This is a genomic window from Microbacterium testaceum, from assembly GCF_006539145.1.
GTDB lineage: Bacteria > Actinomycetota > Actinomycetes > Actinomycetales > Microbacteriaceae > Microbacterium > Microbacterium testaceum.
Genome location: NZ_BJML01000004.1, coordinates 147704 through 162284 on the forward strand (window position 1 = coordinate 147704; position 14581 = coordinate 162284).

Sequence of the window (14581 nt, forward strand, 5' to 3'; positions counted from 1 at the left end):
GCTCGAGCCATGGCATCCGTCCGCTACGTCGCGATCGGCGACTCGTTCACCGAAGGCGTCGGCGACGAATTGCCCGACGGAACCGTCCGGGGGTGGGCCGACCTGGCCGCGCAGGGATGGGCGGATGCCGCGGGCGAGCCGATCGAGTACGCGAACCTCGCGATCCGCGGCAGGCTGATCGAGCCGATCGTCGCGCAGCAGCTCGAGCCGGCGCTGGCCTTGAAGCCGACGCACCTGTCGTTCAACGGCGGCGGCAACGACATGCTGCGCCCGCGGACCGGCATCGACCGGATCGTCGACCTCTTCGACCACGTCGTGCGCCGCTGCGATGAAGAGGGCGTGCAGCTCATCGTGCTCTCGGGCGCGAACCCCACGGCGGGACTTCCGCTCGGCAAGGTCATCGAAGCCCGCGGGGATCGCCTCTCGCACGCCGTCGAGAAGCGTCTCGAGGCCCGACCTGACGTGATCACGGCCTACAACTGGTTCGACCGCGACCTGGCCGGCGGCGAGTTCTGGTCGGTCGACCGTCTCCATATGAACGCCCGCGGCCACCACCGGGTCGCGGCCCGCGTGATCGAGTCGGTCGGCCTCACCCCGCCCGCGGAGTGGTGGCACCTGCAAGAGATTCCCGAGACGCAGCGGCTGAAGGGCTCGGCGTACTACCGCGAGCACGTGGCCCCGTGGGTGCGCCGCCGCCTCACCGGCACCTCCTCCGGCGACGGCCGCCAGGCGAAGTTCGGCGGCGGGTGGGTGGAGCTCATGCCGCGCGGCTGAGTCACCTCGTGCCCAGAACGCCGGGTCTTGGCATCCGCTCATTCCCCTCACCTGCCGAGCGGCAACAACCCGTCGATGCTCACCGTGAGGCGCACGACGCCGTTGTCACGACGATCTGAGGCACCCGTCGTTTCGTCACCTCCACGCGATCACCCTGGCATCGTCCTCCGGACAACCCCCGCACACCGCACACATGGGATCCGAGGCGCATGATGAAACCATGACTCTCGCACTCGTCACCGGCACCACCAGCGGCATCGGCCTGCACACCGCCATCCAGCTCGCGCATCAGGGGGTGGCGGTCATCGCCACGGTCCGCGACACCGGGCGTGCCGACGCCCTGCATTCCGCGGCATCCGAGGCGGGCGTCGAACTCGACATCCGGGCGTTGGATGTGACGGATGCCGTGGCCTCACGCGCCCTGATCGATGCCGCCGGACCCGTGGACATCCTCGTGAACAACGCCGGACGCGGCGCCGTCGGCACACTCGAGCAGGTGAGCGACGACCAGCTGCAGGAGCAGCTCGAGACGAATTACCTCTCCGTCGCGCGTCTCACCCGTCTGGTCCTTCCCGGGATGCGCGAGCGGGGGAGCGGCCGCATCGTCACCGTGACGAGCGTCGGGGGAGCGGTCGGACAGCCGTTCTCGGACGCGTACTGCGCTGCGAAGTTCGCCGTCGAGGGGCTCATGCAGTCGCTCGCCCCCGTCGTCGCGCCGTTCGGTGTCGACGTATCGATCGTCGAACCGGCTGCCGTCGCCTCGTCGTTCGTCGACTCGGTGCACCGCGCGGCCCCCGGCCCGTACGCGGAGTTGCAGCAGGCGTACCTCGATCGCGCGGCCACGTCATTCGCGTCGGCGCAGTCGGCGGCAGATGCCGCGAAGACCGTCGTCGAGGCGGCCACCACGTCGGCGCCGCGCTTCCGCTGGCAGACCTCGGACGCTGCGACCCAGTTCGCAGGTCTCTCGCTGGGCGACCTGGACGGTTCGCGCGTGCTGGGCGTGACGGCAGGGTGGGTGCGGAGCGACTGAGCGACACCCGCGCCCTGAGCGTGGACGGTATGACGCGCGTCTGGCTGGATTCGACGGAGTGGGACTGTTGCGGTGACCCGTTCACCCTGAGTGACGAAGTGGACTTCGTGGTTCATAGACGGACGCCTTCCGACGAGTTCGTCCGAGACCTCGGCGCCGAGCTTGCCGCGACGGTCGGCGCCTTCGAGCGGCGGCATCCCCAGGCCACCACGAACGATCGCGTCCAAGGCCGCGTCACGGTCATCCAGATCGTCCTGCAAGACACCGTGACCCGTTCGAGTCCCGTCGTCCCGGGTACGGTGCACCGCGGGATGACGTGAACCCGTGGACGTGGGCCTCCCGCCGTCCTCACTCGGCGACCGCGGAGGCGCGGTCTTCCTCGGGTTGCGCCCATCACGATGGATGCGTGTGTCCAAGCCCGTGCCGCACGCGGTCGAGCTGATTCCCACCGATGCGGTTCCGGGTGAGCGGCACGAGTCGCATGGTCCGGTCTCCGTTGACGGCCCCGACGGGCCCGAGCCCGGTGAACAGCGGGTGCGCGTGCGCAGAGGGTGGCTCGTCGACGTCGACCAGACGAAACGCTAGGACGTCGCGCCAGCGGGTTCCCACCCGCACACGGCATCCGTCAACTCCTCCACCGTCGACCGGCTATCGAGATGGAGCACCGGCTTGCCGATCGCCGCGAGCCACCTGTCGTGCTCGACACGGTTACGGCCGTCGAAGGTGGGGTCGTCGTATCCCTCCGCCCACGTCTTGAAGACGCGCCACGCGTCGTCGTCGTGAGGTCGGCCTGCGCGACGGACGATCTCGCGCTCTTCCAGCCGGCGCAGGCGTTCCGCCGGGTCCAACGTGACGAAGACGATCGCGTCGCACTCGGCGACGACCGACTCACCCCACCCGAGCATCGACCCTGACAACACCCACGCGGGACGGGACACGAACATCTCGCGCATCAACGCCACCCTCTGCGCCTCGTCCCTTTTGCGCAGGAACGGGGGAGTGGTCGGTATCCAGAAGTAGTCGTCCGCGTCGGCATGCGGCACCGCCCATCGTGCGGCCAGCGCGTGACCGAGGGTTGTCGTTCCGCTACCGCTCGCACCCAGGATGTGCACGCGTGAAGGACGCATCTCGTCGATCTCCGTCAGGGCCGGGGGCTGTCGACGTGGCCGCCTTCGGCACGCAAAAGATGGCCGGTATTCGCTGGGACCGGAAGGCTGCGGGGGGCTTTGTGCGGGGCGGCAATCACTCATCGAATTTTAATGAACACGCCGTGCGGATGGCGAAGAGCCTGCCGTAGTGTTATCGACCGATAACACCACTTCCTGCTCTGAGGACTGCGATGACGCTCGACCTGACCCCCTTCCGCCATCACCCGATCGGCCGAGCGACGGCCGGCCTCGTCACCTGTGTGATCGCAACGTCCCTCCTCGCCGGGTGCGCGACCGCCGTGGACGACACGGGGGACAGCCTCGCCCCGGATCACGCCGCGTCGACCGATGACACGGGCACCTCCGACGACGCAGCGACGGACTCAACCAGACCCTTCCCGCACATCACGAGCTGCGAGCAGGTGACCGGCGTGATCCCGTCCTTCGTGAGCGGGATGACGCTCGTCGGCGAAAGCATCGCCGATGATGGAGTCCTCTGCCAGTGGTCGGCACCTGACGACGGACCCTTCGCTAGCGTGACCGTGAGCGCCGCCGACGACATCCCGACCCGCGATGCGCTGGCGATGCAGGGCAAGATGCTCCACCTCACCGCGACCCCCATCGACGACCCCCGCCTCGACGGCGTCGGTGGTCTCGGCATCCGGTGGACCACGGACGGCGCCGCCGACAGCCCGGGATACTCGAACGTGTACGTCCCCGGTGTGTCGATCGAGCTGCACGATGGTCGACACGATGATTCGGGCAGCGAGTCCTACGCGCCGGCCGACGACATCACGGTGACCGTCGCGCTGGCCGTTCTCGGCCTCTGACACCGTTCGCCCACATCCAGCATCGAGCACAGCAACGCCGCAGGGCGTCTCAGCCGGCTTCGCTCACCTGCCGAAGCCCGTGGGCGCTTGCCTCCGGTGCAGCTTGCCCTATAGGACGAGACCGCTGCAGTCAGAACGCCAGGGCCCGTACTGATAATCGACGGAGTAGCTCAGCTGCCCATCCCAGACACAGGAGCCGTCCGAGGCTTTCCGTGTCATGTACGGACAGATCACGGGCGACCAGACGACCCCTGCATCCGACTGCTTGCCCGAACTGGAGATGGTCCAGAAGTTCAGTCCGCTGGTGGATTGATCCGTCGTTCGAGCAACGCGTTCCGCACCACCGACGGAGAGTTCCGTGATGAAATGGCCATCGAGCACCAGGTTGTAGCGGAGTACGCCGTTGTCGTCGTCGATGTCGTACTGGAGCATGGCGCCGTTCGAAAGGCCGATGAGCACGCTCGGAATGAAGTAGGAGGGGTTCGCGGTAGGCATATCGGGGCCCGTAGCCACCTGCGCGGCCTGCACGCCACTCGGAAGGCGAGGCGTAGAAATGGCCGTCGGATCCAACTGTGACGATGCGCCGACCTTTATCGAACCCCACATCCAGATGGCCCCATTCGAATCCAGGACGACGGAGTAGGTGCCGCCGGACGAGACCTGCTCGACGCGGCCCGCGGCCGATGGCATGGCAACTCGGTAGGGCGTAAGACGTTGTTGATACCTGTGGTCGCCCACCTGACCGTCGCTCCCGTCACCCCACGACCACACACTGCCGTCCGTTCCCTCCGCGATGACATGTGCGCCCATCGATGACAGGTAGCGGACGCGGAGGTCCGGGATGACATGCGGCCTCGTTGTGTTGTTGGTACTGCCGTCGCCGAGCTGCCCACGGTCGTTCATACCCCAATCCCAAACCGCACCGTTCTGATCGATGACGAACATCGTCTGGGAGTCGCCCAAGATTTGGCCGAGGGACGTGATCCGGACGCCGTTCGGGAACTCCACGAGCTGGGGGAGCACCTGGTTGTCGGTGTTGCCGATACCGAGATTGCCGACGTTGTATCCCCACGTCCAGACCGTTCCATCGTCCAGCAGGGCAGCGGACCACATGTTGCCGGTTGCTATCTGTATGGCAGTGCGCCCCGTCGGGAGGACCGTCTTCTGGGGGGTGTCGGTCGACGTCGTCGTTCCGTCACCGAAAGCGCCCTTGCCGTTGTATCCCCACGCCCAGATGTACCCGTTCTCATCGATCGCCAGCGTGTGTTTCTGCCCCGCCGAAACTTGCGAATAGCGCAAGTTGCGCCCTCGCGGATTCGGATCGGTGAAAGAGGTGTCAGACCCCGTGTAGAGATCTTTTGCGGGGTAGGAGCCCACATGACGGGTGACGCGGTAGGTGATGCCCGACGTGACGTTGTTCGCCGTCGCCCAGGCTTGCGACGTCGCGCTGTCCCAAGAGAGCGTGTTCCCAGAGGACGAGCTCCAGGTGTTGCGGAAATTCGGGGGCGCGTCGAGCGTTGCCGACGTCAGGGAATTGCCCGGCACCGACTTCGCGTCAGTGAACCAGGCGCCCGTGGCGGAGGTGGGGAAGATGACACCAGCCACGGCCACGACGATCAGCGTCGTCGCGAGAAGCTTCCGGGCCGTGAACAGTCCGAATCGCCGATGGGTGGGCGGTCGCATTTCAACTCCTTCAGTCGTCCGCTGAGCGGTTGCGCAGCTTCGCCGCCGCTGGGCCGTCGCCTCGTCGTGCAGTGGGTCGACACATTCGCGGCCCGCCCTTCCTCACAGATCGGGCCAGAACGGGACCAAATGGACCAAATCGGGAGAAGCGTATCGTTCGCGCCACAGTCCGTCGCAGCGCCTGCAGCTGACCGCGACCCGTGACGCTCATCAAGAACCTCGCGTAGCAACGTGGGACGGGGGTGCGCGTTGATCTGCGGTCTCACAAGCCCCAGCCGATCCTCCGCCCACCAGCCGCCCACTTCGTCCGGGGGCGCTAGCGTCTGAGCGAAAGCTACTTGTCCGCGGTGGCCTCGGCCGCGCCCGACTGCCACCCGGCGTATGTGTAACTCACGGAATATCGCGTTCCGGGTGGTGGGGCACAATATCCGTTCTTGAGCGCCATGCCGGAAGGACAACTGCCGGGGCCACGAACTTGTGACGGAGAGCCAAGAGTGGACCCATCCCCGCTACCGCGGGGGCCGTTTCCCCAGGCCCATATGTTTGTTCCGGAGACCTGGGATGGTTGAACGATGCCCAACGCTTGCGAGTTGGAGATGCTGAGCGACGTGAGACTTTTGGAGGTGGCAGACGTGGCGGTGACCGGTGTAGCGCTCGATGTCGTTGTTCCGTCCATCAATAGTCCCACGTCGTTCGAACCCCAACACAGTACTTGCGAATCGGTCCTTTGTGCGCAGGCGCTATACCCTCCTGCGTCGATGTAATTGAATCCACCGGAAACAATCACTTCCGGAAGAGTTCGAACAGGTGAGACATTATCTTGCATTGACCCCCACGTCCAAACTCGTCCGTCATAATCCTGTGCAATGACGAAATTCACTCCGGACGAGACTTGCTTGAATCCGTTCGCGCCTACTTGGCTTTGGAAAGAAACCGCCGATGGTTTGCTCTTCACCGAAGAGTTCCGACCTAGCTGACGTTTCGAACCATCGCCCCAGGTCAGGATATCTCCTCCGGTGCTCAGCGCCGCGGCATGGTCCCACCCGGCCGATACGGCTTTGACGGTGACATCGGGAACGGCGTTTGGGTAGACCCTGTTGACCGTATCACCGAGGCCCAATTGATACCGACTATTGTTACCCCACGAGTACAAGGTACCAGTCGGGGTGATCGCGTAGCTTGCGTAGAGGGCGTTCGATAGATCCCCAAGCGCGCCAATTGTGACCCCCGCAGGGAAAATCACTTGTACCGGGGAATAGCGTTCTGTCGTCGATCCGTCGCCCAGCTGCCCGAAGGTATTACGCCCCCAAGCCCAAACAGACCCATCCTCGAGGAGTACTAGCGAGGAGCCCCCTGAGGTAGCTTCTACTTGTTTGGCCTTGGCGCTCAGGGGGACGTAGACGGGAAGCGTCGAATCGTAGGTGCCGCCAGTACCGAGCTGTCCATGATCCCCTGTTCCCCAGGCCCACACCGTTCCATCCTGCGCAAGGGCGAGGACGTGATTGTAGCCTGCCGAAACTTGAACGAATTGCGTAGCCGTGGGCGCGGAGGAGGGGTCTGTGTATGACTGACCCGTGCCGGTATACACGGTCGTCGGGGGCTGACTGGGCAGAGTGCGCTGCACGCTGTAAGTGATGCCGTTGGATATGCCGTTTGCCTGGGCCCAGGTCTGCGACGTAGCAGATGACCACGACACGACGTTCCCGCTCGTGCTGTCCGGCGCGATGGCTAGGTTGGTCGGAGCGCCCAGAGTTGCTGAGGCAACCGTGTTCCCGCTGACTTCCTTCGATGCCATGAACCACGCACCCGTGGCGGAAGTTGGGGCCAACAATCCGGTTACGACGACTGATGCCAGAGCGGCCGCCGCAATGCTCGACCGTATACGTGCGCGTCGTCGAGAAGGGATTGGCTTTGACATTGTATTTCCTAAATTCGTTGGTCGCGGAATGGATGCTGAGGGGAGGCTGATAGGGGTTGCGCCTCCCCTCAGCTAGCCGCTGTGCGCGGCGGCGATGGGAGCAGTGGTGGGATTCGTGGGGGAGAAACCCTGCTCCCAGCTTAGGAATGAGATCAATTTCGCGTGTTGCTGGATTGCGAAGAACGTTCAGCCTTAAAGCGTTATTGCGCCGTCGCTTGGGCTGTCGAAGAAACCCACGATCTGAATGCATAGCTAACTGTGTACACGGCAGTTCCCGTAGGTACGCAGTAGTTCTCACTATTAAGCGTTCCTGAACTGCATCCGCCAAGACCGCCCCCCCGCTTGAAGCTCAGCGAATCCTGAAGGCGTTTCGGACTCAAGTAGAATACATTTCCCGTACTATCATTGATGCCGAAGAATGTGTATGTCCTGTCGGACGCAGTGCCCCATCCCCAAAGATTGTCGGACGAATCCACGTAGTAGCTCTGCGCCGTTCCTACGAAGATGTCTCGCGGTGCTGGAGACGAGGAATTGTTCACACGCACGAAGTCTGTCGAAACATTCGGGTTTGTCCCGTTTCCGAGCTTCCCCGACGAACCTTTGCCGACGCTCCACATGCTTTTGTCGTCCGACGATATGATTGTTGTTGTCCCAGATTGTGTTTGCGCATCCGCCCATTGATGGCCTTGAGGAACTCTTACAGTGGTTGGGGTGGTAATTACGCTGCTGCTGCTGCCCGAGGGTGCTAGCTGTCCAGTGGAGTTATCACCCCAGCCGTAGATCAGGCCGTCCTCGCCAATGGCAACCACGGAGTTGGTATCCGCGGAAATCTGGCTGATTTTTACTGGCGTCTGCGCCTGTACAGGAGTAGTGCTGTTCGTCGTCGTCCCGTCGCCGAGCTGACCGGATTTGTTCGTCCCCCATGACCACACTGTTCCATCTGTGGCAAGGACCGTTTCGGCTTTTGTCAACTGTTTAACAGATCTCCCTCCGGGCAGAGTGATCTGCGCAAAGCTGGTGCTGCTCGGCGAAAAGGTTCCACTGTCAGAAGATCCCCCTCGTTGCCAGATTTTTCCGTCCGTGTCTACAGCAATGATGGTGCACGTCCCTGCAGCAATTGCGTCTTTTACGCTCTTGTTCGAGGGCAGGCGGAGCTGTCGGGGGCTGTCCGCGCCGTTCCTGTCACATCCGCCATTAACGTTGAATCCCCATGCGTAGAAGGAACCATCCGTCGCCGTTGCGACCGCCGTGCTGTCATACATGCTGATGGTGGTAATCTGCGGGCTGGTTTGGAACAGAACCTGTTGTGGTGTATTTGCCACTTGATTTCCGTTGCCGACGCCGTACGTGTTGAATCCCCACGTCCACACGCTGCCGTCCGACTTGACGTAGCCAGCCCATTTACTCCCTACATCAAAGTTGCGCGCTTTCCCTGACTGGGCAAGAGGGTAAGCATCGGTGTAAGTCGTGGTAGTGGTGCTTGTTGAGAGTGTGGTGGTTTTCCCATCGACTGTTTTGGTGATGGTGTATGGAGGTTCTGCTGAGACGTTGTTCGACGTGGCCCAAGGCTGTTGGAGTGCGCTCGTCCACGAAACCGTGACCCCGTTGGAGGCGGTCTTGGCTGTCAGTCCGGCGACGGCTTGAAGGCTTGCGGAGCTCATGGAATTACTCACGACTTTGCGACCGTCCGTGAACCACGCCCCTGTCGAGACCGGAGCCGCGAACACCCCCACTGCGAGGGTAATCGCGAGGGTTGTCATTGCGAGGCGACGAGAACGTTGGGGTGTGTACCGGTTACCGCGAATAGCGGTAGCGAGAACGCCGCGTCTGGTCGGCCGCGGCGAGTTGAGACCTCGCTCAGCGCGAACTCTGATCACCTTGTCTCCGTCCGAATTCTTCACCCATCCTCAATTCTGAGGACTGACCGTAGCTGGGCCTGAGAGCCATGATTGGTACTTGTACGAAACGGAATACTCAGGGTTTTGAGTTGGCTCGCAATACCCGTCGCTGTTCACGTTCTCGCCCGATTTGCAAAAGACGCGAGTGTCCGGCGGAGCGCTAATAGCGTTGATTTGAACGCGTTTTGGCGTCTTGTAGTACTGCGTCGAGGAGTCGTTGTTTCCAAAGTACGCCCGGCCTCCCTCGGCGACTAAACCCCACCCGTAAAGATCGCTGGAACTTCTGTCGAAATAGTAGCTCTCAGACTCCCCCATGAAAATTCTCCACGGAGTGACGCCGCTTGGGGTAGGCATCTTTTGGGGTTGGTTCGAGTAGTCGGAGACGTTGTCGTCTGTGCCGAGCCGTTCGTTTCGGTCCGAGCCCATTGCCCAGACCGAGTAGTCATCCGCGCGGAGGGTTGCTACGTAATTCGAGACTTGAACCTCGACCCAATATATTCCCGATTTGGTCACCGCGGCGGGCGTTGTGACATAAAGCCCTTCGTTGCCAAAATTGCTATATCCGTTTCCGACCTGTCCCCATCGGTTATCACCCCATGCATAGTAGGTGGGGGATCTGTCCGCGAGGGCGACGACGTTGCTGGCGTCTGCCGCGAGCCGAGCTATTGGTACGGAGATGTTTTGTGCTTTGACGGGAGTGTCGCTGTCAGTGCGTGTGCCGTTACCGAGGCGGCCGGAGCTGTTGGGGCCCCACCCCCACACGGTTCCGTCTGTAGCCAGGACTGTGCGGGACTTTGTCAGCTGCTTAACTGTGAGACCGCCGGGGAGGGGGATACTGCTAAAACTGGTTTGCCCAGAAGACCCGGATCGGGCCCAGACGGTCCCAGATTTGTCCAGTACGAGGAGGGCGCAGTCACCGGCTAGCGACACGGCGATGGGCGAGACGTCGTTTGGCATCGTCGCCTGCACGGGTGTCCGTGATATTCCGCCGCATCCCAGTGCACCATATCCCCACATCCATACGGAGCCGTTCGAACTCAGGGCAACAGCCGTTGAGGATGCGAACGCGATGCTGATGATGGGGTTATTGTCCGGAATCGAAGCTTTTTGCGGGGTGGGGTTGTAGTTCTGGCCGTTTCCAAGGGCCCCATTCTCGTCATATCCCCAAAGCATGACGGATCCGTCGTTTTTGACGTATCCCGCGAATGTGCTCCCCGCGTCGTACGTGACGGGGGTGATGGAGACGCCTTTGCTGTATGGGTCTGTGATGGACAGGTTCGTTGTGGAACCAAGGGGGCTGGACTGCCCGTTCAGTGTGCGTGTCACTGTGTACGTCGGCTCGACGCCGACAGAGTTACTCGATGCCCAGGGCTGTTGCAGAGCGCTCGTCCATGACAAGTTGACGCCGGCTGAGGTCTTGACCGCGCTAAGGCCGTTGACGGGCTGAAGCTGAGCCGCAGTCAGGGAGTTACTTGGAACGCTCTTAGCTGCGGTGAACCAGGCCCCGGTCGAGGTCGGCGTCGCGACAATTCCTGTAAGGAGAACGCCGACAAGAAGGAGTGCAGAAAGGTGACGTGATTGACCCTGTGATGACCAAACTCGGTTGCTGGTTGAGCGGGTGGGGGGCATATCAGCTCCTGCGGGTCTTGAAAACGTCAAAAGCCAGATGGCGTAGTCCGGGCACGCCGCACGGTGCGGGGTGAGCTCGGCTAGGAGGGTGCGAGGTTTCTATGTGGCGTGGGTGGAGAGCGGGGGCGCCAGCAGACAGCTGGCGCCCCCCGCGGCGGCCGACTTAGGCAGGGAACTGAGCGCCAGCCTGGATTGCGTTCACCGAAAGCGTGAACGTCAGGGTTTTGTTCTGCGCGGAGTTGTCGGTGCTGGCGGGAAGCCATGCGCGGAACTTAATGACCGCGGTTCCGCTGGCAGCGAGCGAAGACGAGCTCGGGATGGAGACGCTTGAGAGGGCGTCGGCGGTTGTCTTGTTGGACCAGGTCGTACCACCGTCGGTGCTGTACTGGACGTTGACCTGCTTTGCGAAGTCGCTCGAGGTCGAGCTGACAGCCGCCTTCCAGTCGATGGCCGCCGTTCCGTTGTTGCGGACGTTGATGTTGAACGTCTTCGCCTTGGCGGCAACGTCCGAGTCCGCGACCGGGAGGACGTTGCTGAAAGTCAGCGGGGCGGTGGAGGATGCGTCGTCGCCGATGTTTCCGATCGCAACGGTGCCGGCGGCGAGGGTGTTGCTGGCGACGGTCTTGTCGGCGGTGAAGTACGCACCGGTGGCGACAGTGCCCCCCAGGCCCATGGTGAGCAGGGCGATGGACGCGACGAGGACCTTCTTCTTAGAGAAGGCGGCTTTTGTTGTGGACATTAGTTCTACTTTCTGGTGCGGTGACTTACCAGGCACCCATGTTGGGCGTCTGAGTGGGTGCAACTGGTCGGATATAGAAGTCAAGAAAACGGTGCGCCTTACGCCGGGGCGAGCACGAAGCGGGGAGCGTATGTGCTGGGCCTGTGGTGGCCAAGGTGTCGGGAGAGGCGGAAACATGACATGAGCGGTTCTTTTTAGAAGCCCTGCTGAACAGCTCGAACAGAGAGGCTGAGCAACACTGTCTGTCCCTGATATTCATTCCCGACTGACGCGGGAAGCGTGAGGGTGAACGTCACTGTCGTGCTCTCCCCCGGCTGAAGGGTGCCCAGCGGATGCGTCTCTGAGTCGCTGAGCGGGGTCTCGACAGAGGTCCCGCTCGAGCTATCCGTCTTCCACAGGATTTGCTGCGTCAAGGCGACTGCTGTGTCGGCTTGCGCGAGCGCGGTGAGTGTAATGGGCACGTTCGTTGCGTTTCCTAGGGACGCACGGATTGTGACCGGGTCAGTACCAGGGAGCAACTGGAGTGCTCCGTCGACGAGCGCGGATGAGTCGATCTGGACGTCAGACACGGTGATGGCGTTGCACTGCTGAGGGGTGTCGGCGTGTGCAGCGGGTGTTGGGATGGCGGCGCCGAGGAGCAGTACCAGGCCGAGCACACTCGACAACGCCACGCCCATTCCTGGGGCGGCTGCTGAGTGAGTCCCCAAAACCTGGCTGCGGCGACGGCGACGGCGGGCGCGGATGAGCATGAGCGCGCCGCAGATGAGGAGAGCGAGAGCGATCACACAGACGACGGTCGTGTCTAAGTGAGATCCAGTCGCGGCAAGTTTTGACCCGCCCGAAGAGGAAATTGCAGGCAGAGCCGGCGAGGGCGTGACCGGTACGAGACAGTCCAATGGGAGTCCTTCGGTTTGCAATGGCCCGAAACGGACCCTTTTGGACGCTAGCTCACCTCGTAGGTCTATAACAAGTTTTTTCTCGTCGAAACTCCAGTTCCGATCCGGGACGTTTGGCGCAAAATCTCGCCGGACCAGGCCGTTTCTTGGTGAACGGCCGTAAGCTGTGACGAGTCCGTTACCCCAGGAGCGCCATGCACAGCCACCTCGAGCACCTCTTCGCTGAATATCCGCCGATCCTGTCTGCGAGGGATCTTGCGGACGTGCTCGGCCTCAACAGCAAGACCGTTTACGAGTACTTGCAGTCCGGGGAGCTGCCGGCTTACCACATCGGGTCAAAATGGGTCATCGTGCGAGATGAAGTGGTGGAGCACATCGCCCGTTCGTCGAACGTCGCCGAGCGGCGCCCCTCGGGGCTCGCCGCAGCAACGAGTTAGGGGCCGATGCACGCTGCGCCTGATCGGAAGATCGCCGAACACGGCTCCGCGCGTTCGAGGCCTTCGGCTGGGCATCGGCTGGTGCATACGCAGGGGTGATTCATACCCGCAGAGGTCGGTAGTCAGCTCGGGTTTAGCTCCGACGCGACCCACAGATTGTGTGTCAGGGTCGAAATGATGCCAACCCGGCGGCTTGTCGGGCGTCTGGTTTCATGCGCTCACATGTGCGCAGGGCCAAGCGGAACCATGTGTATGTGCGTCGCTGACGCCCCTTGTTTGCACCCCGTGCGTTGTTTGCTCAGTATCGGTGAATGACTTCCAGTTCACCGAGAGACCAGGTGGTCGCAAACGTATGGCACGAGTCGATGTGCAGAACCGGCAACTGGTCGAAGGGTGCCATGATGTGCCCATCAAGGGTGAGCGTCGCCGGGACCTTATACGCCTCGCTTACGTCGACATACGCCTCGCTTACGTCGACATACGCCTCGCTTACGTCGACGTTGGAGTTCCGCAGCTTGAACAGCGTCGGTTTCGCTGGTTCTCCTAGCGCGGGCCGCCCGAGCACCTTCAAATAAAACTTGGGCCGCTGTAGGAACTCGACCGCGTCCTGATCGAGCATGGGCTCACTCCGGTATCCAGCGCTTCCTCGAACCACGACGGTTTGGCCGACTGTCAGCGAAAAGTTGGTCGCTCCGTCACGGTGCGTAAGCGATCCGACCCCGTACAGGATGGGCTGTATGTACGCATCGCGGTTATGGATGATCGAGGCCACGTTGTCTGTGTAGACGGACTGAATGTAGTCCCCCACCGAGCCGTCAGGGCTGATGGCTTCGATTGACTGACTGACCTCCAGGAGAGGGATATCGCCATGCGACTGGAAAAACTGGGTGAAAAACACGCTCGCCCGCGGAATCAGAGGGAGTTCTAGCGGCTCTGGTAGAAGCTTGCGCGCTGCGTGCTCGTCCGTCACGTAGTCGACGCGCACGATGCTTCGTTCGATCTGACGCGCCCCCGAGAAGGCAATCACTGGCACATTTGCAGGCGTAGTCAGCGTTTGTCGGACGTCTGATGGCAACACGGGGTGAGCATAGCTCCGCTCGTAGCGCCCCCAAAAGCGCACACGGACCACGGTGCGGGACTCTATTATTCGCGCCGCTGACTCACCGAAAGCTCCTCGCCTGAACCGTCCGGCGCGCCGGTGGCGGTGCGAATCCTTCGGGCCGGACGACTCCGCTATGACTGCTCCGGCTGATGCATACCTCGCCCTGGGGGTCGGACCTGCGGCGTACCGGACCCTCTGGGCCAGCGAGCGAGGCCAACTGAGTACTTGTGGAGGGTTGCGTAAGGCCGCGTAGGTGCTAGGGTGTCTAAAACCCTTTGCGACCCGATTCGGTCCGCTCAAGTTGTTATCAACCCTCTGTGTCGTGTTTGGCCGAGATCCGCGCGTCGGTTCGAGACCCGCACTAAGGCAATGGCCTGCCTGACAGCTGAGGACCGCCAACATCTCAAAATGCCAGAGAAGCTCCGCTACAACACCCGAGCGGTTGCTTGCCTGGCTGAGAAATCTGTTCGATAAGGCGAGCCTGTCGCCTGCAACAC

Annotated in this window: 12 protein-coding genes; 5 read left to right on the plus strand and 7 right to left on the minus strand. The window is 62.4% G+C overall.

The genetic code is table 11. The features are described from left to right. Positions 1–9 precede the first annotated feature (9 nt). The 3 genes from MTE01_RS08165 (at position 10) to MTE01_RS08175 (ending at position 2124) form a co-directional block, all read left to right on the plus strand. On the plus strand, positions 10–774 hold the full coding sequence (locus MTE01_RS08165; RefSeq protein ID WP_141376752.1) for an SGNH/GDSL hydrolase family protein: 765 nt from the start codon (positions 10–12) through the stop codon (positions 772–774). A 220-nt stretch (positions 775–994) separates the two neighbouring features. After that, positions 995–1804, plus strand: coding sequence for an SDR family NAD(P)-dependent oxidoreductase (locus tag MTE01_RS08170; protein WP_141376754.1), 810 nt, complete (start codon positions 995–997; stop codon positions 1802–1804). Positions 1805–1833: 29 nt separating this feature from the next. Then, the gene (locus MTE01_RS08175) at positions 1834–2124 is read left to right on the plus strand and encodes a DUF6578 domain-containing protein (RefSeq protein WP_141376756.1); all 291 of its coding nucleotides are present in this window, start codon (positions 1834–1836) and stop codon (positions 2122–2124) included. Between the two features lie 261 nt (positions 2125–2385). Here MTE01_RS08175 and MTE01_RS08180 read toward each other — a convergent pair whose 3' ends face one another. After that, positions 2386–2931: a P-loop NTPase family protein gene (locus tag MTE01_RS08180; protein WP_141376758.1), complete on the minus strand. Its 546-nt coding sequence runs from the start codon at positions 2929–2931 to the stop codon at positions 2386–2388. Positions 2932–3143: 212 nt separating this feature from the next. Between MTE01_RS08180 and MTE01_RS08185 the strand changes: the two genes are divergently transcribed. Continuing rightward, the gene (locus MTE01_RS08185) at positions 3144–3782 is read left to right on the plus strand and encodes a hypothetical protein (protein WP_103209633.1); all 639 of its coding nucleotides are present in this window, start codon (positions 3144–3146) and stop codon (positions 3780–3782) included. 108 nt (positions 3783–3890) lie between these two features. On the opposite strand, the gene MTE01_RS08190 is transcribed toward MTE01_RS08185, so the two are convergent. The 5 genes from MTE01_RS08190 to MTE01_RS08210 form a co-directional block, all read right to left on the minus strand. Then, complete coding sequence (locus tag MTE01_RS08190) at positions 3891–5465, minus strand: RCC1 domain-containing protein (protein WP_141376760.1); 1575 nt, start codon at positions 5463–5465, stop codon at positions 3891–3893. A gap of 334 nt (positions 5466–5799) precedes the next feature. Further along, on the minus strand, positions 5800–7383 hold the full coding sequence (locus tag MTE01_RS17495; protein WP_141376762.1) for an RCC1 domain-containing protein: 1584 nt from the start codon (positions 7381–7383) through the stop codon (positions 5800–5802). Positions 7384–7583: 200 nt separating this feature from the next. Continuing rightward, positions 7584–9044, minus strand: coding sequence for an RCC1 domain-containing protein (locus MTE01_RS08200; RefSeq protein WP_170210648.1), 1461 nt, complete (start codon positions 9042–9044; stop codon positions 7584–7586). 246 nt (positions 9045–9290) lie between these two features. Continuing rightward, entirely contained in the window at positions 9291–10607 is a 1317-nt protein-coding gene (locus MTE01_RS08205; protein WP_170210649.1) for an RCC1 domain-containing protein, read from the minus strand. 466 nt (positions 10608–11073) lie between these two features. Then, on the minus strand, positions 11074–11649 hold the full coding sequence (locus MTE01_RS08210; RefSeq protein ID WP_141376768.1) for a hypothetical protein: 576 nt from the start codon (positions 11647–11649) through the stop codon (positions 11074–11076). Between the two features lie 1090 nt (positions 11650–12739). Here MTE01_RS08210 and MTE01_RS08220 point away from each other — a divergent pair. Then, complete coding sequence (locus MTE01_RS08220) at positions 12740–12982, plus strand: helix-turn-helix domain-containing protein (RefSeq protein ID WP_141376772.1); 243 nt, start codon at positions 12740–12742, stop codon at positions 12980–12982. 298 nt (positions 12983–13280) lie between these two features. On the opposite strand, the gene MTE01_RS17010 is transcribed toward MTE01_RS08220, so the two are convergent. After that, a complete protein-coding gene (locus tag MTE01_RS17010) occupies positions 13281–14009 on the minus strand; it encodes an acetoacetate decarboxylase family protein (protein ID WP_170210650.1) in 729 nt (242 codons plus the stop codon). Positions 14010–14581 lie beyond the last annotated feature (572 nt).